Consider the following 20135-nt stretch of genomic DNA (forward strand, 5'->3'; position numbering starts at 1 on the left):
CGACCTCATTCAGTATTAACCTTGCTGTTCTATCTTAGCCCACGAATCACGTAGACCAACAGTTTGGTTAAACATTAGCGCTTCTGACTTGTTATCACGACAGAAGTAACCTAAACGCTCAAACTGATAACCTTGCTCAGGCTTAGCGTTTGCAAGTGCTGGCTCAAGTTTGGCATTTGCAATGGTTACCAAAGAGTCTGGGTTTAACACTTCCGTGAAATCTTCAGCAGCCGCTGGGTTTGGCACAGTAAATAGGCGGTCATACTGACGCACTGGCGCTTCAATACAATGTGAAGCAGATACCCAGTGAATTACGCCTTTCACCTTGCGACCATCTTCTGGGTTTTTACCCAAAGTATCAGGGTCGTAGCTACAGTAGATTGTCGTAATATTACCGTTTTCGTCTTCTTCAATGCGCTCAGCTTTAATCACATAAGCATTACGAAGGCGCACTTCTTTACCTAGCACCAAACGCTTGAACTTTTTGTTCGCTTCTACGCGGAAATCTTCTTGTTCAATGTAGACTTCGCGCGTAAACGGTAGCTCACGCTCGCCCATGTCTAATGTTGGGTGATTAGGCGCTTGTAGCATTTCAACTTTATCTGCATCAAAGTTTTCAATGACTAGCTTAACAGGGTCAAGTACCGCCATTGCGCGTGGTGCATTTTCGTTTAAATCGTCACGGATACACGCTTCTAGCATGCCCATTTCAACCATGTTGTCCATTTTGGTTACGCCAATGCGCTTACAAAATTCGCGAATTGCAGCTGGTGTATAACCACGACGACGAAGCCCTGCAATTGTCGGCATGCGCGGGTCATCCCATCCTTCAACATGGTTATTAACAACCAAGTCATTGAGCTTACGCTTCGACATCACCGTGTATTCAAGATTTAAACGAGAAAACTCGATTTGCTGTGGATGACACTCGATGCTGATGTTATCTAGCACCCAGTCGTACAAACGGCGGTTATCTTGGAACTCTAATGTACAAAGTGAATGCGTGATCCCTTCAAGCGCATCGGAAATACAGTGCGTAAAGTCATACATCGGATAGATGCACCACTTATCACCAGTTTGATGATGGTGTGCAAAACGTACACGATAGATGATAGGGTCGCGAAGCACCATAAATGAGCTTGCCATGTCAATCTTAGCACGAAGAACACATTCCCCTTCTTTAAACTCGCCATTTCTCATTTTTTCGAATAAGGCTAAGTTCTCTTCAGGTGAAGTGTCACGATAAGGGCTATTTTTGCCAGGCTCAGTCAGCGTGCCACGATATTCACGCGCCTGCTCAGGCGACAGGAAGCAAACATACGCTTTACCGTTTTCAATTAGCTCTACGGCGTAGCTATACAACTTGTCGAAGTAGTTTGATGAATAACAAATTTCACCATCCCACTCAAAGCCAAGCCACTGGACATCTTCTTGGATAGATTTAACGTAGTTGATGTCTTCTTTTTCTGGGTTGGTATCGTCAAAGCGTAAGTTGCACTTACCTTGATAATCTTGGGCAATACCAAAATTTAAGCAAATTGATTTAGCATGGCCAATGTGTAAAAAGCCATTTGGCTCAGGTGGAAAACGTGTGTGCGTAGACGCATGTTTGCCACTGGCAAGATCCGCATCAATAATGTTGCGAATAAAGTTTGATGGGCGATTTTCAGTTTCCGCCATAGGAAATCTTTCCTCTGAATTATGCTCTTAGTTAACCTCGGCATTATTACAAAAACTCAGCCGAACTTACAGCAATTATCTGCGCTGTATCAGGATTTATTCATTTGGTTAAATGTTCATCAGATTTTTGTGACAAATTTTGTTCTAGCGCAATATTTCCGTCACAACTTCATCCTATAGTTGCGCCATCTCAGTGTTTATACCACAAACACTGCTTAAGTCACGTTACCGAGGAAAGGACAAAAGTAATGGCTTCAATGAATTTGAATCGTGTTTATATATCAACTAAGGCTAGGAACAACCACTATATTCTTGCTGAGTTTAAACCGGATGATGCATTCTATGCATGTTTTGACTCCAGCAGCGCGTGTTACGAGCGTTTGTCTCGCCAGCTATTCGCACTGTGTGACGAATATGAGCTGCATAATGTACATGTAATTGCGAACGATAAATTGCCGGTGGTGCGTTACCACGACGAAGCCTATACCATGCAAACAGAAAAGCAGATTTTGTTTTTCTACAACCCTAAGTTCCACGAAGCGCACCAAACTTATCTCAATGACGGATACCAAGCGCGTAAAATCCGCTTATTATTTTTAGCCACGGGAAATGAATTACGCGCCAATGCTGCGACCTTCCACAGCAAAGTGAAAAAGGTGCTTGATGCACTTAAAGAAGGCTTTTCTCCAATAGAACCTCAGTTTAGAGTGCGAGACCACCAACATTTAACCTATGATCTCTTTGCTAAAGCGAAAGGCGACAAAGAGTCGTATGGTTATAAATTGCGTGCACTTTACCCACGCTATCAAGCCAGAAACTGCACGTTACCAGAAGAATATAGTGAAATGACCTACGCGACCTTTAACATTCCAGTGTCACGTGCAATAAAAACAGAATTCCAAAGCCAAATGCGCCCTAGTGATTACGGACAATTCTATCGTACACTAGAAGATGCATTTCTTTCTTCTTGCGCCGATAAACAGCTTAATATGGTAGCAATGGTAGCCGATGGCCGTTTGCCTATCGTCAGAAGCGCCAAAATCGATAAGTCCGATACTAACCGAGAGCTACAAAAGCTGAGTTTTGATACAGGCTCCGGTGACAATCAAATTTACTCGCTGTTTAACGAAGCAAACCTAGTGGACACCATTCGCTTTGTCATCGTTGCCAATGACAAAGACAAAAAAGACATGGGCTATGGTCGTTTTATGAATCACGTAGAAACGGCTATTAAACGCTTTGTTGCGCAACTTCCTGTTAATGTTGAAAAGCAAGATATCAACGTACGCTTCTTCCAACATATTAGTTACGACTACTAGCCATTAAATAAGGTTTGGGCGCTTCCGAGCAAGTCATTGCGCCCTACTTGTTTACCAGAATAATATAAGCATCAATTTAAACGACGAGATAATTAATACTGGTAATTAAAATTATAATTTTTTATACCAAGTGAGGCCTGAATACGGTTGCTGCAGCAAACTTTTTAACCGACTTTGCAAACTACCACTATGGATCTCGAGTTTGTGATGATCGGGGTCATAAATGTAGAGCGAGTCTCCTTCACTGCTATTTTGCTGCCATAAGCCAACTCCGTTATCCAATAATGTTTTAGAAAAAGTCGTAAAGTCTTCGGCAGCAATATTGAACGCTATATGACTGTAATCTGAGCTCGGAGATGGCTCTCCTAAAGATAAACAAAGCCATACTTCACCAAGCGCTAAATACGCGCCTTTGTCCCAAGTTACCCAAAGCTCAAACCCTAGCAAACCGCAGTAAAAATCCAGTGATGTATTTAGGTTAGATACCGCTATTGTGATGTGATTTAAGCCTGATAACATATTTATTCCTAACGTTTTTTATCCCAAACACGAAAAAAGCCGCGACCAAAGGTACAACGGCTTTAACAACCAGAATTATTTTTCTTGATGTAGGCTAGCTACAAAAAGAAGCGTTACAGTGCCTGTTCAAGCTCTGGTAACGCATCAAATAGATCCGCAACAAGGCCATAATCAGCCACTTGGAAAATCGGAGCCTCTGGGTCTTTGTTGATAGCGACAATGACCTTAGAATCCTTCATACCCGCAAGGTGTTGAATTGCGCCGCTGATCCCAACTGCAATATATAAGTTAGGCGCCACAATCTTACCGGTTTGGCCCACCTGCATATCATTAGGCACAAAGCCCGCGTCAACAGCAGCACGCGATGCACCAATTGCGGCCCCTAGTTTGTCAGCAATACCATTTAGCAAGGCAAAGTTTTCACCGTTTTGCATACCACGGCCACCTGAAATAACAACCGGTGCGGCAGTTAATTCAGGGCGCTCAGATTCAGTTTGTTCAATGCTCACAAACTCACTCACTTGAGAGGCAATACTTTGCGAGCGCTCCTCAATGTCACATGCTGCTTGAGTCTCTACGGCATCAAATGCTGATGCACGCACAGTGATAACTTTTTGTGAGTCTAATGATTTTACAGTCGCAATTGCATTACCCGCATAAATTGGACGCTTAAAGGTGTCTGCATCAATCACATCGATAATTTCTGAGATCTGTGATTTGTCGAGTAACGCCGCGACACGTGGCGCGATATTTTTACCTGTGGTAGACGCTGAAAACAACATGTGTGAAAAGTCACTTGCTAATTCAACAACTAGCTCAGATGTGTTTTCTGCCAACTGATGTTCGAATGAAGCATCATCAACGGCAACCACCTTCTGTACGCCAGCGATCTGTGCAGAGTGATTGGCAGCCTCAGCAATGTTGTGACCTGCAACTAATACGGTAACATCGCTTGCGATTTTTGTTGCAGCAGCAACCACCTTAGCGGTTTCAGGTTTCAATACACCATTTTCGTGCTCAGCAATAACTAATACGCTCATGAGATCACCTTTGCTTCTGTTTTTAACTTGTTTACTAACTCTTCAACGCTCTCAACCATCACGCCACCAGAGCGCTTAGCTGGCTCTTCAACTTTCACCAATTCAATACGAGGAGCTAAATCAACGCCTAACGAATCCGCTGCGATTACGTCTAGTGGTTTACGCTTAGCTTTCATGATATTTGGCAGTGAAGCATAACGAGGCTCATTCAAACGCAAGTCTGTTGTCACGATCGCTGGAAGTGATAGCGACACCGTTTGCAAACCGCCATCAACTTCACGCGTCACTTGTACTTTATCGCCTTCAACTACAACTTTAGAGGCAAAAGTGCCCTGAGCACGCTTAGTTAACGCCGCTAGCATTTGTCCTGTTTGGTTATTATCAGAATCGATAGACTGTTTACCTAGAATGACCAGCTCTGGACTTTCTTGTTCCACTACCTTAGCCAGTAGTTTTGCAATGTGCAGAGATTCAAGCTTTGCGTCTGTTTCAATGTGAACTGCTTTATCTGCACCTAGTGCAAGCGCCGTTCTTAGCTGCTCTTGACAAGCTTTATCGCCAATTGATACGGCAATAACTTCCGTTGCGGTGCCCGCTTCTTTTAAACGAACCGCCTCTTCTACCGCGATTTCACAAAATGGGTTGATCGCCATTTTGACATTGCTCAAATCAACATCACTGTTGTCAGATTTGACTCTTGCCTTTACGTTGTAATCAATCACGCGTTTGATTGGCACAAGTACTTTCATGGTTACTCCATCATCTGGTTATTCTCTAAGCTGACGTCTACGTCAACAAATTATTTTATTGGTTTCAGACTACTTCCTGTTGACGTAAACGTCAACCTCAAATAACCTTAGTTTAACGAAAATCAAACTAAAGCCTCTCTTTAGTTAATCTACCGTCAAATAGTGTGAGGTTAATAATGGTCGAACGTGAAACCATGGAGTTTGATGTTGTGATAGTTGGTGCAGGTCCTGCGGGCCTGTCTTGCGCTATCCGACTCGCTCAACAGGCTCAAGAAAAACAACAAGAATTAATGATTTGTGTAGTCGAAAAAGGCTCTGAAGTAGGTGCACATGTCTTGTCAGGTGCAGTGTTTGAAACCAAAGCACTAGACGAACTTATCCCTGATTGGGCTGCAAAAGGCGCTCCCGTGACAACAAAAGTGACGGGTGACGACATTTATTTATTCAAAAATGAAATCAATGCCACCAAACTGCCTCATCTAGTGGTACCAAAAACATTTAAAAATGACGGCAACTATATTGTTTCTATGGGTAATGTTTGCCGTTGGCTCGCTGAACAAGCAGAACAACTTGGCATTGAAATTTTCCCAGGCTTTAGCGCCCACTCTCTAATAATAGAAGAGCAACAAGTTAAAGGTATTATTACCGGTGATATGGGCCTAGATAGAGATGGCCAGCCTAAAGACAGCTACATGCCTGGAATGGAGCTTAGAGCGAAATATACCGTATTTGCTGAAGGTTGCCGTGGCCACTTAGGCAAACAACTTATAGCTGAATTTAAACTGGATAAAGACGCTTCCCCTCAACACTATGGGATCGGCTTTAAGGAAATTTGGCAAGTAGACCCAAGCAAGCATAAAGAAGGTCTTGTTGTACACGGCACAGGTTGGCCACTCGACAATGATACCCATGGCGGCTCATTTATGTATCATGCTGAGAACAATCAAGTCGTGGTCGGGTTAATCATCGACTTAAATTACACTAATCCACACCTAAGCCCATTTGATGAGTTTCAGCGTATGAAGCATCACCACACCTTTGCGAGTGTACTTGAAGGTGGTGAGCGCATTGCCTATGGTGCTCGCGCAATAGCCAAAGGTGGCTTTCACAGCCTACCTAAAATGCATTTCCCAGGTGGTTTACTGATTGGCTGTGACGCAGGTACCCTCAACTTTGCTAAAATTAAAGGCAACCATACAGCAATGAAGTCCGGTATGCTTGCAGCCGATGCCATCACTGAGGCACTCGGCCAAGAGAGCGCTCCGTCAGACTTGGTAAGCTTTGCCGACAAATTTAAGGCAAGTTGGCTTTATGATGAGCTTTATCAATCTCGTAACTTTGGCCCAGCAATGCATAAGTTAGGTCGTATTATGGGTGGCGCCTACAATATGATCGACCAAAACATTTTCTCAGGTTCGCTACCATTTACTATTAAGGACGAACATCAGGATCACGCACAGCTTAAGCTTGCATCTGAATCGCAAACTATAAGTTACCCAAAGCCGGATGGTAAATTAAGTTTTGACAAACTTTCTTCCGTATTTTTATCAAGTACCAATCATGAAGAAGTGCAACCATGTCATTTACAGTTAAAAGATTCTGATATACCAATCAAAGTGAATTTAGCTAAGTTTGATGAGCCTGCACAACGCTACTGCCCCGCTGGCGTGTATGAAGTAAACGAAAACGAGCAAGGTGAGAAGCAGTTTGTTATCAATTCGCAAAACTGTATTCATTGCAAAACCTGCGATATTAAAGATCCGAGCCAAAATATTACCTGGGTCACCCCAGAAGGGGCTGGTGGTCCGAACTATCCAAACATGTAATACCAATAAATCCTAAATTGCGGGGGCGAAATGCCCCTTTCTTTCCTATACTTAGCGTATATTTTTAAAAATAGAGCTGAGCCTATGCCACAACAATCCGTCACCTTTCGATTTTTAGCAGAACCCACCGACGTCAACTTTGGCGGTAAAGTACACGGTGGTATGGTCATGAAATGGATTGATCAAGCTGGGTATGCTTGCGCCGCGGGTTGGAGCGGCAGCTATTGCGTTACCGTTTCAGTAGCGGGTATGCGTTTCCACCGTCCTATTCTTGTGGGTCAGATTGTTGAAGTTTCCGCGCGCATTGCCCACACCGGGAACACCAGTATGCAGATTTTTATTCAGGTGCGCTGTGGTGATCCAAAAACGCAACGACTTGTCGAAACCAATCACTGTATTATCAGCTTTATCGCCATGGACCAAGCTGGGTATCCAATCCAAATTCCTCAGTTTAAAGCGAAAACCGAAGAGGAGAAAAAATTAGAAGCCTATGCGGTGAAGATGAAAGAAATAGCGATCCAAACCGAATCGCTATTAGAAGAAACCTTGTCCGATAGTAAATAACATGAACGTTTGATAATAAAAATTAAAGTGTAGAAGTTCAGCTACGATTGAACTTCTATCAGTTTAAAGGCGCTATTCGGCTCACCAAAAACCACGACATTACACTCACCCCAACTTTTCGGTATATTCCACTGCATATTTTCCGCAAATTTAAATTGTGAAAAATGGTTATAATGACGAACTTCGGGGCATTTGGACGGGTTTCTTGCAAGTGGACCAGCATTAACAATGTTGACAAGTGCAAATTGGATTCGCTCTGTGCTGAGATACTAAAGCTGCTGAAACTAAGTACCATTGAACTAGCGATTTAATCCAATTTTACATTTAAAAGCTTATCCAACAAAGAGCATTACTTATTCAAATTTTAAGTTAAATAGCAATTTCACAAAAGATTTCTTGCAAGAGAAAAAATAACTTTTTCACTTGCCGCTAACGCGTCGCGTTTGCTTAAGCTGCCTTCTTTTAATAATTGTAAGCTTACTTTTTCAGCTTCTTGACTGAGAAGCACATCCATTTTAGTTGGACTTACCATTCCTTCTGTTAAATCATTAATTATTGCTTGCAACACAGCTCTACGCTCCGATATAGCGCGGATCAAAATAGGTTTTAAAGGGGATGATTTACAGAGCACTTCTTGGCAGCTTTGGTCAACCTTTCTATGAAACTCCATTATTTACACTCATCTCGTTTCAGGCGATTAAATGCTTGTAATTTTTCTCGTAAACCTTGAATTGGCTTTATATCTTCTACCAATTGCTTGTACTCGTACGCTCGAGTACCAATAATTTGTTCGTTATTTGTGCGCAAACTCGAACGTAAACCGTTTTGGGGCGAAAAAGTATACCGAATCATATTACGACTTCCACCGAAATTTCATTACTTACAAGGCTATGCGAAAAATCTGAATAAATGAATTACATGACATTACAGGGCTAATTACAAGCAAGATTTTGTGAAAATCAGGATCAATAGTAAACTTCGCTCATCTTAATTAAAACAGAGACCATAGTGGAACAAATCACTATCGAGCCCATCGGCTTTATCCAATCTCCTTATAAACAGAAATTCGCTATACCGAGACAACCAAGACTTGTCCCAGAGGCAAAAGCCAAGCTTAGATTTGTTGGTGAATTCAATCGCGAAGAATTTGTTCGTGGTATTGAAGCGTTCACGCATATTTGGTTGTTGTTTCGTTTTCATGAAACCGCTGATAAAGGCTACTCTGCGCTTGTACGCCCTCCGAGACTCGGTGGCAATGAACGTAAAGGCGTGTTTGCGACTAGAGCGACTTTTCGACCCAATGGGATTGGCATGAGTGCAGTAAAGCTCGAGGGCGTAGAGTATAAAAATGGTCAGCTGGATCTATTGCTCTCCGGCGTAGATTTATTGGACGGTACACCAATCATTGATATTAAGCCGTACCTTCCCTATTCAGATGCCTTGGTGGATGCCACGGCTGGCTTTGCTGATACTCGGCCAGAAACGCAAATGTCTGTTAGTTTCTCAGACGAGGCCAACATTTTTATCGAAAAACAGAAAAACTATCCTGAACTTCGACAGTTCATTACCAATGTACTGAAGCAGGACCCTCGTCCGGCTTATAAAAAGAAACGCACATCACAGCAGGACTATGGTATGAGTTTGTATGATTTTAATATTCGCTGGACTGTGGATGGTGAGCATAACCATGTCACTGAAATATCGTTAGCAAAATAGCAAATTCAGCGGCTTGCCAATAAACTTATAAATTATGAAGATGTTTAGGTATTAAAGCTTTTTAAGCGGCTACTGCACTGCTAGAATAGCCGCCAATAAGAGAACAATAAGTAACTTATACTGGAATAAGAATGCGTACGAGTGAATATATATTAGCGACTCTAAAAGAGACGCCGTCTGATGCAGAGGTGGTAAGCCACCAGCTAATGCTTAGAGCGGGTATGATCCGTAAATTGGCTTCAGGTCTTTATACTTGGCTACCATCAGGCCTAAAAGTTTTCCGCAAAGTAGAGAGAATTGTCCGTGAAGAAATGGACAAAGCGGGAGCGATTGAGCTGCTAATGCCAGTGATCCAGCCTGCAGAGCTATGGGAAGAGTCAGGCCGTTGGGAACAGTTTGGTCCCGAACTACTTCGTATTAATGACCGTCATGGCCGTCCATTTGCACTTGGTCCAACGCATGAAGAAGTGATCACTGATCTTGTACGTCGCGAAATCAACAGCTATAAGCAACTGCCGATCACACTTTATCAAGTCAGTACGAAAGTACGTGACGAAGTTCGTCCACGTTTTGGTGTGATGCGCGCGCGTGAATTCACCATGAAGGATGCCTATTCATTCCACATGACTGATGAGTGCCTTGAAAAAACGTATCACAAGATGTTCCAAGCTTACTGCAACATTTTTGATCGTTTAGGCGTTGACTACCGTCCTGTTATTGCTGACAGTGGTTCAATTGGCGGCAACCTATCGCATGAGTTCCATGTACTTGCAGAGTCTGGTGAAGATGCAATCGCATTCAGTGATGAAAGTGACTACGCTGCAAACATTGAAAAGGCAGAAGCACTTGCACCAACTGAAACTCGCCCAGCGCCAAGTAAAGAACTTAATACGTTTGACACGCCAGAAGCTTTCACCATCGCTGAACTAAAAGCAAAACACGGCGTTAAACCACACCGTGGTGTGAAAACACTCATCGTGTATGGCGCACCAGACGAAGACGGTAAACGTGGGCTTGTCGCGCTTATCGTTCGTGGCGATCATGACTTAAATGAGCTTAAAGCTGAGAAATTAGCACTAGTGGATTCACCGCTCGAGATGGCAAGCGAAGAAGACATTGTTAACGCTATTGGTGCAAAACCAGGCTCTTTGGGACCTGTCGGTCTTTCAATGCCTATCATTGTCGACCGTAGCGCAGCTATCATGGCTGATTTTGTTGCCGGTGCAAACAAAGATGGTGTTCACTATAGTGGGATCAACTGGGACAGAGACGTAAGCGCTTATACTGTTGAAGATATCCGTAACGTGGTTGAAGGCGATCCAAGCCCTTGTGGTAAAGGTAAAATCCTTATCAAACGTGGTATCGAAGTAGGTCACGTGTTCCAACTTGGTACTAAGTACTCTGAAACGATGAAAGCTGGTGTACTTGGCGAAGAAGGGAAAAACCAAACATTAACCATGGGTTGTTATGGTATTGGTGTTTCTCGTATCGTTGCCGCAGCAATCGAGCAAAATAACGATGATTACGGTATCAAATGGCCTGTTGCTATTGCGCCATTTGAGTTGGCAATCGTGCCAATGAATATGCATAAGTCTCACCGTATCCCAGAGATCGCAGAAAAGTTCTATGCAGATCTACAAAATGCGGGGATTGATGTGTTATTCGACGACCGTAAAGAGCGTCCGGGGGTTATGTTTAACGATATGGAACTTATCGGTGTTCCTTATACCCTAGTGATTGGTGAACGTAATCTTGATGAAAATAAGGTTGAGCTGAAAAATCGTCAAACTGGCGAAAAACTGATGCTGGATATTGGATCTGCGGTTGAAACAATCGTTAATGCAATTAGAAGTAAATAAACCTACGTAAATTGCATGACAAAAGAGCATACAGATGTATGCTCTTTTGTCATATTAGCTTCTCCTAACTGCCCCGCCACTGTCATCTTTGCCTCTTAGCATTGTCATTATTACGCTAAAGAGCCAAGCCATGAAAACAACATACTATCCGAGTATTTGGATCTCAGACGTACACTTGGGCTACAAGGACTGTAAAGCAAAGTTCTTGCTAGATTTTCTCAACAAAACCGAATGTGATGTACTCTATCTGGTTGGTGATATCGTTGATCTATGGTCAATGAAACGCCAGTTTTTTTGGGATCCATCCCACTATCAGGTATTAGAATGCATACAAAAAAAAGCGGGATCTGGTACACGCGTTATCTACATACCGGGTAATCACGACGAAACCTTCAGAAACTATGTTGGCCAAACGCTTTTTAAAGTCGAAGTGCATAAAACCTTTATTCATACCACTTCCGCAGGTAAGCGGTTTTTATTACTACACGGTGATGATTTTGACTCGGCAACAAGATACAACAAACTGATCAGTATCATTGGGGATGCCGCTTATGATTTTCTACTCTTCTTAAATCGCTGGACCAATCGCGTACGACGTTTATATGGTGGTCATTATTGGTCGCTTGCATCTTGGCTGAAAAAGCGCGTGCATAAAGCCAGAGAGGCCATTGCCGCATTCGAGAACGCAGCAATTCATGAAGCGAAGAAACAAGGTGTCGACGGTATTATCTGCGGGCATATCCACCAACCAGAGATCCGTGTCGTAGATGGTATTGTGTACTGCAACGATGGTGATTGGATAGAAAACTGCACGGCATTGGTTGAAAACCAAGAAGGTCGTATCGAATTGCTGCATTGGTCAGATGTACAATCTGTCCTCAACGTAGTTGAAATTGACAATGTTAAAACCGATAATATTGAAGCCGCTTAATAGCGGCTTCAGTTCTTCCAGTCACTCTTCTTTTAATAGCTTATGCAGTAAGTCAGTACGCTTATTGATACGCTTGTTTTGCACGTATGCCTCTGCGCTTAAGCCCATCATTAAAATCAAAAAGATGTATAATACCAATTGAATTAATTCTCTAATCAATTTGAAGGGTGAAATAGCATATTAGCTTCGTTAAAAATTTCTCATTTAGAACAACTAAATAGCAAAATTTTTGCCTTGCTACTAAAGCTATTTCCCCGCTTCAAGATAGATCATTTACTTAATACAACTGGTATAAAACGGGTTGTTAAATAACTTCAGGATAGCGATAGATTAAAAATACTATTACCACTAGCATACCGATATTCTGGTAGAATCGCCGCTTTTGTCAGGTGTGTTATATCACAAATGTGGTCATTGCCCAGACAATAATACCGATAATAAATACTAGAATACCATATTGAAAGTGCCTCACCATTGGGAACACCGCTTTATCCGTTCGTTCGATAGACAAAGGATATTGCCAATGCGTTAACGCAAGTAAGAGTGGCTCGGCTTCTACGCTCATGCCAGAGAGTGAAACCGTCGCACCATACTCAGTATCAAAGACCAAATCAACAATATGGTTACGACGAGTCGAAGAGGTTAACCTATCTAAATCGCTGACTGTAAACGTATTCCAGTGTACCTTAATATTGTTAACTTCATCCTTTTTTACCTCTCGTGCTTGTTTATCTGTAAACAGTAACGCAGGTAGCAGCAAACTATTTTCCTCAACCTTAATTTGGTTACAGGGTGAGTGATAGACAAAATAGTGTTTATTACTGATAAATAAAGACGTCAACCAATAGCTCAAGTATGTGAGCACCAAAAATACCAAACCCGCTATGTAATTTTGTGACGAGTAAAGAATAAAGCAGGTCATTAGAGCAAAAGCCCCTACCACCATCCAAACAATATGCCGCTTATGCTTAGGCGTCGGTAGTGCACATCGTAACACGGAGAATCGCTCTTCAATATCGCGATTGCTATTCATAAACAAAGGAAATAATCTTGCAAGGCTAGTTGGAGTTGAGCGCGTAGTTGATCTCCTATCTGTATCAGCTGTTCGTTGAACGTTACGGTCAAAACCTGATGCAGACAAAAGCGCGTTGAGTTCATCAGTTTGCCGCAAACACGAAAATGAATAGACCGCAGGCTCCTCACTTTCTGAAAGATAACTTATACCGATATAATTGAGTTGCTTGTTACAATCCAAAGATACGTCAGTCACAGTAGGAAGTGGTATCACATACTCGTCTATTCGCCGAATATTTACATTCAATAGCGATAATTGTTTAGTGATAACAAACTGCTTTTGTGCAGAGTCAAACATTAAACGATTACGGTATGAAAATAGTAACAAAGAAATCACTAAGTAGATCGGAGCTTCCAAAAAACTTGATCCGCCTAAGTGCAACACCGACGAAAACAAGAATAAAATGGCTATGCCGTTAGTAACCGATTCACTGACTGACTTAAGTACCGAGGTTGATGTCATCCTACATTCCTTGAGTGACTAAAATTGAAACCTACGACTTCCGCAAGCTACCTAAACAGGTAGAAGACTAAATTACAAAAAGTTAAGCGCTGAATAAGGCGTTTATCGTACAGAAAAACGCCATAATTCTCAATGACTCACACCTAACTGAAGCTTTACCTAAACAAAACGGTTTCTTTATTAAACCATTTAACGCAGCACACGAGTAACCCAGCTGCTAAAACAGCAGAAGCGCCAAAAATTAATGCGACGTAACCATAATCAACCGTGCCTTTGATGATTTCTTTAATCGCTAATGCGACATTGGTAATTGGGATCAATGCAGTTTTAGCGGTTAGCTCCATATTTGGCATTAAAGACATCACAATGGGAATGAAGATCCCCATGCTGAGTGGTCCCATGTAGTTTTGTGCTTCTTTAAAGGTTCTGGCGTAAATTGAGATGGCAAGTGTTAGCGACGAAAGCATCACAGCAACAGGAAGCAACAGTGCAAAAATCAAGACAAAGTCTAATAATGCAACCGACGAGAAGGCGTTTTTAATTACGTCTAGCTCGACAAAGCTACTGGCAATTCCTATCCACAGCGCCATGCTGGAGACCGTGATAAGCGCACAGAATATTGAACTGCTCAATACGGTTAAAAATTTACCTAACACCAGCTCCGTGCGTGAGATTGGTGTTAATAACAGCGTCTCTAAAGTGCCACGCTCTTTCTCTCCAGCGCCTAAATCAATAGCTGGATAGCTCGCCCCCATCAATACCAACGGAATTAACATGTAAGGGATAAACGCACCTAACTTCTCGCCTAAATTTTCGCGTTTGTCAGCAGTATCCACTTTAGTAATCGATATGGGTTGGAGCACTGCCGCTTGCTCCGCTTGCGACAATCCCAGTGAGGTTAACTTCACCGCTCTGAGTTCATCAGAAAACTTCTTAGCAAGTTTAGACAAGCGGTCGTAAATAAAGTTGATAGATTGCGCATCGTTAAACACGATTTTCCATTCACTTTTTACGCCAGACTCTAGATTTTCAACCGGATCGGATGGAATAAAAATCCCAACATCGATCACGCCACTTCGTACCGCATCACTCAATGCTTCGACGCTATCAAGCTTGAGCTCACCTGCATATTTCTTAAAACTTTTATGATAAAAAACCTGCTCAGAGAACTTTTCAGCATAGGCTTCATTTGCGATGTAATACGTATGAACTTCTTGCTTCGCTTCCATGGCGGCTTGTGAAGCCATAAAGCCGACTAAAGCCATAATCACGGGAAATACCAACATCGGCAGTGCAATCACAAAAAACAGTGTTTTGCGGTCGCGCAGCAGCTCTCTAATTTCTTTTAAAAATACCTCAAACATGCTGTGCTCCCGTTAACAAATTTAAAAATGCTTGATTTAGCTCTTCACTTTGCCCCTTCACTTTAAACTCAGCCAAACTGCCATCAAAACAGGTGATCCCTTTATCGATAACAGACACCCTATCGCACAATAATGCAACTTCATCTAAGTGATGGGTAGAAAATATAACGGGTGTACCACGCGCTTTGAGGTCGCGAATAAAAGAGATAACCGTTTGTGTGGTCATAATATCAAGACCCGTCGTTGGCTCGTCTAATACGACGACTTTAGGATTGTGTACCACCGCCCGTGCAATATTGGTCTTTTGTTTCATACCGGTCGATAGGTGTTCAGCCCTTTTATCTAAAAAGGTTTCCATTTCCAGGCGCTGAAACAGCTCATCACATTTCGCTTTTAATGCTTTTCCTTTTAAACCATGAAGTCGTGCAAAATATTCAACATTTTCTTTGGCGGTAAGACGTCCATATAAACCAGTTGACCCTGATAAAAAACCGATGGCTTTGCGTGCAACAACTGGCTTTTTCACAATATCCTGACCATCCACTAAAATAGTACCGGCATCCGGCGTCAGTGCAGTTGAGAGCATACGCAAAGTGGTGGTTTTTCCCGCCCCATTGGGGCCGAGCAATCCAAGTACTTCACCTTGCCCACAGTGCAGGTTAACCTCTTCTACACTGTGAAAAAAACCATCACGCTCGCGAGGATCCGTCTGACTCTTTTTCTTTTTGTGCTCGCGAGTCAGGGCGAAGCGTTTTTTTAATCCATTGATAGCTATCATGCTATTTCCTTCTTTTCGGCCTGAAATAGTCCGTATTTTGATAAAACTCTATATCTTGTGGCTCATGCCAGTTTGGGATCCCAAGCAGCGGAATGGGTGACATTTTGGTATTGTCTTCAAGCAGCCCATCATTGATCAGTGCAACCAATTTATCATCTAACCAACGATATTGTTCGCTTAGTGAAAGTTGCCAAAATGCGGCATCAACATTGATACACACCAGTTTTCCCGTCAGCCCAATAAAGGGATTGGTTAGCATCTCGTAGTTTGCGTGGCCAAATACGAAAGGTTTTAGGTTTTGCTGCCATTCTGAACGATTATCGTAAAATACATTCTGCCATTGGTGTGATTTAAAGGCATCACGCCATTTATCATCATCGATTGCCATCACCAAACCACACTCATCAAAGAGTGTTAACGCGTTACGCTTTTTACTCCGCTGCTTTAAACCAAACTGTGCTATTTCTTCGATATGTAGGGCATTTAACAAAGCTTTTGTTTTTGGGAATAAACACCAAATCAACGCGCCAAATAAATCGTGCCAGTTTTGACTACGCGTCGGTACCTGATGGGTTTCAAAGATAATCTCTTCATAGTATTTATCGCCAAAGTCTATCGTTTCATCGGCCACAAAGCGGGTATCATATTGTTGCAAGCTAATGCTGTTTACGTGAGAAGACAGCCACTGGGGGCTTGGCCAGTCTAGCTGGCTTTTTAAGTCAAAAAGCTGATTTAAATGGGAAAATGGCTCAGCATGTAAACATGTAACCTGCCACGCCTCAGGCGCTGTAAACTTTTTCATTTGATTGAGATACTTATCATGCAATTAGCCGACTATTTTACTGAAGCGCTTGATACTTGGCAAAAGCCAATTGTAAATGAGCGTAACAGGCTACGTCACACGCTAAAATGAGGATAGCGATTAAAAGCAATGCAATGATCTGTTCCACAACGGTTGTTTCATTAATTTCTATCTCCTCTAGCCGTCTTGTCCCGCTCGAACTTTTACGCATTTTATGTTACTACTTATGGGTTCCTAACAAGTAAAAGAAAGGCAATTATGAAACTTAAACTGACGCTCAGCGCTCTATCTATGGCGGTGCTGGCGGGCTGTGTTAGCACTAGCAATAGCCCCCAAGACATCGATACTGCATACAATAGTATTAACGATTCTCAACTCAGAGCCCATATTAAAACCCTTGCCTCTGACGAATTTGGCGGCCGTGCTCCGTCAACAAAAGGTGAAGAGCTAACGCTTGCCTATTTAACCAAACATTTTAAAGCGCTTGGCTATCAGCCTGGCAATGGCAACAGCTTCTTGCAAGAAGTGCCACTGGTTTCGCTTGAAGCCGATCCTAATATGACGTTATCAATCGGTGGCAAAAACTACGAATATAAAAAAGACATGGTGATGGGCTCAGCCCGTATCAGCGAACTCGAATCAATCAAAGATTCAGAGCTGGTTTTTGTTGGCTATGGCGTAAATGCTCCAGAGTACGACTGGAATGACTACGAAGGCCTAGACGTGAAAGGCAAGACAGTGGTGATGCTAGTAAACGATCCAGGCTTTGCTAATCCTGATTCGGGTAAATTTACCGGTGAAGCTATGACCTATTATGGTCGTTGGACGTACAAATACGAAGAAGCTTCACGCCAAGGCGCAGCAGGTGCGATCATTGTTCACGAAACAGCGCCGGCTTCTTATCCTTGGAGCGTAGTAGAAAATTCTTGGAGTGGCCCACAGTTTGGCTTCCAAAAAGAAAATAACAATATGGACCGCGTTGCGGTTGAAGGTTGGGTAACGGTAGACGTTGCTAAAGAGCTATTTCAAAAGGCAGGACTTGATTTTGACACCGCAAAGAAAAAGGCAGCAGCAGGTGCATACCACGTTGATATGGGCAACCTAAGCGCGTCAGTTACCGTCAAAAACACCATCAAAAAATCAACTTCGTATAACTTTATCGCCACCCTGCCAGGTAGTAATAAGTCAGACGAGCACATCATCTACTCAGCACACTGGGATCATTTAGGTACCGATCCAAACCGTAAAGGTGACCAAATTTATAATGGTGCGCATGATAATGCCAGCGGCACAGGCGGTATGATTGAGGTAGCTGAAGCCTTTACTAAACTTCCTACTAGCCCTAGCCGTTCAATTACATTTTTGGCTGTGACGGCTGAAGAGCAAGGTCTGTTAGGCTCAAAATTTTATGCCGCAAACCCTGTTATTCCAGCAGAGAAAACCGTTGCTAACATCAATATGGATAGCCTAAATTTATTGGGTAAAGTAAAAGACATCAGCGTAGTTGGTATTGGTAAATCCGAGCTTGATGAAATGCTAGAAACCGCAGCAAAAGCGCAAGACCGTGTCGTTTCGGGAGATCCGCGTCCTGCCGCTGGTGGTTACTATCGCTCTGATCACTTCGCATTTGCGAACATGGGTGTGCCTGCCATGTACGCAGGTGGTGGAACTGAAGCACGTGACGAAGAGACTGAAACCTATCGTAAACGTATGGGTTTAGTATTGCGCGGTTGTTATCATCAGCCGTGTGACCGCTACCGTGAAGAGTGGGATTTAAGTGGGGCGATACAGGATCTACAGCTGTTCTTTAAAGTTGGCTATGATGTCTCTGAGCAAGACGCTTGGCCAAAATGGAAAGCAACCGCAGAGTTCCAAAGAAAATAATGCAAATGATATTGATTTTCATTTAAAATGAAATTAAAGTGCAACTTAGACAATACACGGGTTGCACTTTATGTTTTCATCTCTACTTCGATACTCTCAACCAGCACATGGCGCTAAGGTGAGTTTGTTGTTCAACAAGCGGTTGATTTTACCCCTCGTTATTATTGTACTAATGGCATTTGAAACGGCGAGGCCAATTGTGGTCAGCGCGCTGAGCGATGCATTCTTTCAAGTCAGCGTTTTTGTTGCCGCTACCCTGCTCGTGTACTACTTTCTTGTTGACAGAATTCCACAGCTTAATCTCAGTTATCTGAGTACCAAATCCCCTATTCTCGAAATCGCCATGGCCTCAATATTGGGCGCACTACCCGGCTGTGGTGGTGCGATTATTGTAGTCACCCAATTTACCAAAAAACAAGCGAGCTTTGCTTCTGTTGTCGCAGTACTTACTGCGACGATGGGAGATGCTGCGTTTTTGCTACTCGCCAAAGAGCCCCTGACAGGCCTTACTATCATTGCGATGGGGGTTGGTGTAGGTATCGTGAGTGGGCTATGTGTGCACTTAATTCATCAACCCGACTTTTGTGTCCCGCAGACCATCAATGAGGTCGAAGAAGAAACCTTACACGCGAGCCGTGCGTTTAGTCTAAGCCGTAAGGTGTGGAAGCTGTGCTTACTACCTAGTCTTGCAATTGCACTCGCGATTGCTTTTAACGTCGATTTAGCACCTTTTGATGCAGAAATTGCTTGGCTTGGTGCAGCATTATGCCTTTTTGCTGTTTGTGTGTGGGCACTTAATTCAAAAGGCGTAAGCTATAAAGATATCACCTGTGAGGAAGGTGAATGCGACCCACCGTCAAAACTCACTAGAGTGCTACAGGATACGCATTTTGTGACCGCTTGGGTCGTTGCAAGCTTTTTGCTTTACGAGCTATCTACTGCGTATTTAGGGCTTGATCTCGCGGTTTGGTTTAAAGACTATGCGCTGTATGCACCACTGGTGGCCATTCTTGTCGGATTATTACCAGGCTGTGGACCCCAAATTGTTGTTACAACGCTGTACCTGCAAGGCGTCCTGCCATTTAGTGCCCTGGCGGCCAATGCCGTTGCTAACGATGGCGATGCGTTATTTCCAGCGATAGCACTGGCACCAAGGGCGGCGTTATTTGCCACTATCTACTCTGCAGTGCCTGCATTTATCGTGGGCTACGGCCTCTACTACATTAATTTGGCTTAATACTTGAGTATGTCGACGAAGTGATCTGACGCTGGCTCATACACGATCTGGCAGTTTAGGGTTATGAGTTCAACCAAATATGACCGTTCGTAACTGATTAATTGCCGAAAAGAGCGAATAGCGGGCGGTCAAATAAACCTATTTTTGGACAAAAAACGTTTCAGAACTTCAGCTGTATTAGGCAAATTTCGCATAAAAGTTTCTATGGGCTAACGCCGCTTTAAGTAGTGAGAAACGCAATACAAGAGCCTCAGCATGCCACCTTAATCACTAAAATCAACGCATAGCGAAAATGCCACGCGTTGCGAAAATGCCACGCGTTGCGAATCA

Annotated in this window: 18 protein-coding genes; 8 read left to right on the top strand and 10 right to left on the bottom strand. The window is 43.0% G+C overall.

Annotation, left to right across the window (positions count from 1 at the left end; all coding sequences use genetic code 11):
* Nucleotides 1-15 precede the first annotated feature (15 nt).
* On the bottom strand, nt 16-1680 hold the full coding sequence (gene glnS, locus DS891_RS03905) for a glutamine--tRNA ligase (RefSeq protein WP_010604708.1): 1665 nt from the start codon (nt 1678-1680) through the stop codon (nt 16-18).
* 248 nt (nt 1681-1928) lie between these two features.
* On the opposite strand from glnS, the gene DS891_RS03910 reads away from it, so the two are divergent.
* Entirely contained in the window at nt 1929-2999 is a 1071-nt protein-coding gene (locus DS891_RS03910) for a DUF3083 family protein (protein ID WP_174168904.1), read from the top strand.
* 111 nt (nt 3000-3110) lie between these two features.
* Here the strand turns inward: DS891_RS03910 and DS891_RS03915 are convergent, their stop codons facing one another.
* From DS891_RS03915 to DS891_RS03925, 3 genes are all read right to left on the bottom strand, one after another.
* Nucleotides 3111-3518 carry a VOC family protein gene (locus tag DS891_RS03915; RefSeq protein ID WP_102056765.1) on the bottom strand — a complete coding sequence of 136 codons (408 nt, stop codon included), beginning with the start codon at nt 3516-3518 and terminating at the stop codon, nt 3111-3113.
* Nucleotides 3519-3631: 113 nt separating this feature from the next.
* Entirely contained in the window at nt 3632-4558 is a 927-nt protein-coding gene (locus DS891_RS03920) for an electron transfer flavoprotein subunit alpha/FixB family protein (RefSeq protein ID WP_174168905.1), read from the bottom strand.
* Nucleotides 4555-5307, bottom strand: coding sequence for an electron transfer flavoprotein subunit beta/FixA family protein (locus tag DS891_RS03925; RefSeq protein ID WP_174168906.1), 753 nt, complete (start codon nt 5305-5307; stop codon nt 4555-4557). The genes DS891_RS03920 and DS891_RS03925 overlap by 4 nt, the downstream gene beginning before the upstream one ends.
* A gap of 176 nt (nt 5308-5483) precedes the next feature.
* Here DS891_RS03925 and DS891_RS03930 point away from each other — a divergent pair, with 176 nt between their 5' ends.
* Entirely contained in the window at nt 5484-7133 is a 1650-nt protein-coding gene (locus DS891_RS03930; RefSeq protein ID WP_174168907.1) for an electron transfer flavoprotein-ubiquinone oxidoreductase, read from the top strand.
* An 84-nt stretch (nt 7134-7217) separates the two neighbouring features.
* Complete coding sequence (locus tag DS891_RS03935; RefSeq protein ID WP_010372647.1) at nt 7218-7697, top strand: acyl-CoA thioesterase; 480 nt, start codon at nt 7218-7220, stop codon at nt 7695-7697.
* Between the two features lie 382 nt (nt 7698-8079).
* Here DS891_RS03935 and DS891_RS03940 read toward each other — a convergent pair whose 3' ends face one another.
* Complete coding sequence (locus DS891_RS03940; protein ID WP_174168908.1) at nt 8080-8367, bottom strand: hypothetical protein; 288 nt, start codon at nt 8365-8367, stop codon at nt 8080-8082.
* Nucleotides 8368-8705: 338 nt separating this feature from the next.
* Between DS891_RS03940 and tsaA the strand changes: the two genes are divergently transcribed.
* From tsaA to DS891_RS03955, 3 genes are all read left to right on the top strand, one after another.
* Nucleotides 8706-9413 (top strand): tRNA (N6-threonylcarbamoyladenosine(37)-N6)-methyltransferase TrmO, encoded by a 708-nt coding sequence (gene tsaA / locus DS891_RS03945; RefSeq protein ID WP_010604700.1) that lies wholly within the window; start codon nt 8706-8708, stop codon nt 9411-9413.
* Nucleotides 9414-9544: 131 nt separating this feature from the next.
* Nucleotides 9545-11272, top strand: coding sequence for a proline--tRNA ligase (locus DS891_RS03950; RefSeq protein ID WP_010604699.1), 1728 nt, complete (start codon nt 9545-9547; stop codon nt 11270-11272).
* Between the two features lie 130 nt (nt 11273-11402).
* Nucleotides 11403-12203, top strand: coding sequence for a UDP-2,3-diacylglucosamine diphosphatase (locus DS891_RS03955; protein ID WP_174168909.1), 801 nt, complete (start codon nt 11403-11405; stop codon nt 12201-12203).
* Nucleotides 12204-12597: 394 nt separating this feature from the next.
* On the opposite strand, the gene DS891_RS03960 is transcribed toward DS891_RS03955, so the two are convergent.
* The 5 genes from DS891_RS03960 to DS891_RS03980 form a co-directional block, all read right to left on the bottom strand.
* Nucleotides 12598-13740: a hypothetical protein gene (locus tag DS891_RS03960; protein ID WP_174168910.1), complete on the bottom strand. Its 1143-nt coding sequence runs from the start codon at nt 13738-13740 to the stop codon at nt 12598-12600.
* Between the two features lie 155 nt (nt 13741-13895).
* Complete coding sequence (locus DS891_RS03965; protein ID WP_102056757.1) at nt 13896-15104, bottom strand: ABC transporter permease; 1209 nt, start codon at nt 15102-15104, stop codon at nt 13896-13898.
* Nucleotides 15097-15882: an ATP-binding cassette domain-containing protein gene (locus tag DS891_RS03970; protein ID WP_174168911.1), complete on the bottom strand. Its 786-nt coding sequence runs from the start codon at nt 15880-15882 to the stop codon at nt 15097-15099. The genes DS891_RS03965 and DS891_RS03970 overlap by 8 nt, the downstream gene beginning before the upstream one ends.
* A 1-nt stretch (nt 15883) precedes the next feature.
* Nucleotides 15884-16684: a DUF3025 domain-containing protein gene (locus DS891_RS03975; protein WP_174168912.1), complete on the bottom strand. Its 801-nt coding sequence runs from the start codon at nt 16682-16684 to the stop codon at nt 15884-15886.
* Between the two features lie 37 nt (nt 16685-16721).
* Nucleotides 16722-16895 carry a hypothetical protein gene (locus tag DS891_RS03980; RefSeq protein ID WP_174168913.1) on the bottom strand — a complete coding sequence of 58 codons (174 nt, stop codon included), beginning with the start codon at nt 16893-16895 and terminating at the stop codon, nt 16722-16724.
* Between the two features lie 47 nt (nt 16896-16942).
* Between DS891_RS03980 and DS891_RS03985 the strand changes: the two genes are divergently transcribed.
* Both DS891_RS03985 and DS891_RS03990 read left to right on the top strand, forming a co-directional pair.
* Nucleotides 16943-18568 carry a M28 family metallopeptidase gene (locus tag DS891_RS03985; protein ID WP_174168914.1) on the top strand — a complete coding sequence of 542 codons (1626 nt, stop codon included), beginning with the start codon at nt 16943-16945 and terminating at the stop codon, nt 18566-18568.
* A gap of 70 nt (nt 18569-18638) precedes the next feature.
* Complete coding sequence (locus tag DS891_RS03990) at nt 18639-19805, top strand: putative manganese transporter (RefSeq protein ID WP_174168915.1); 1167 nt, start codon at nt 18639-18641, stop codon at nt 19803-19805.
* Nucleotides 19806-20135: the final 330 nt, after the last annotated feature.

The organism is Pseudoalteromonas sp. JC28, assembly GCF_013319255.1.
Taxonomy (GTDB): Bacteria; Pseudomonadota; Gammaproteobacteria; order Enterobacterales; family Alteromonadaceae; genus Pseudoalteromonas.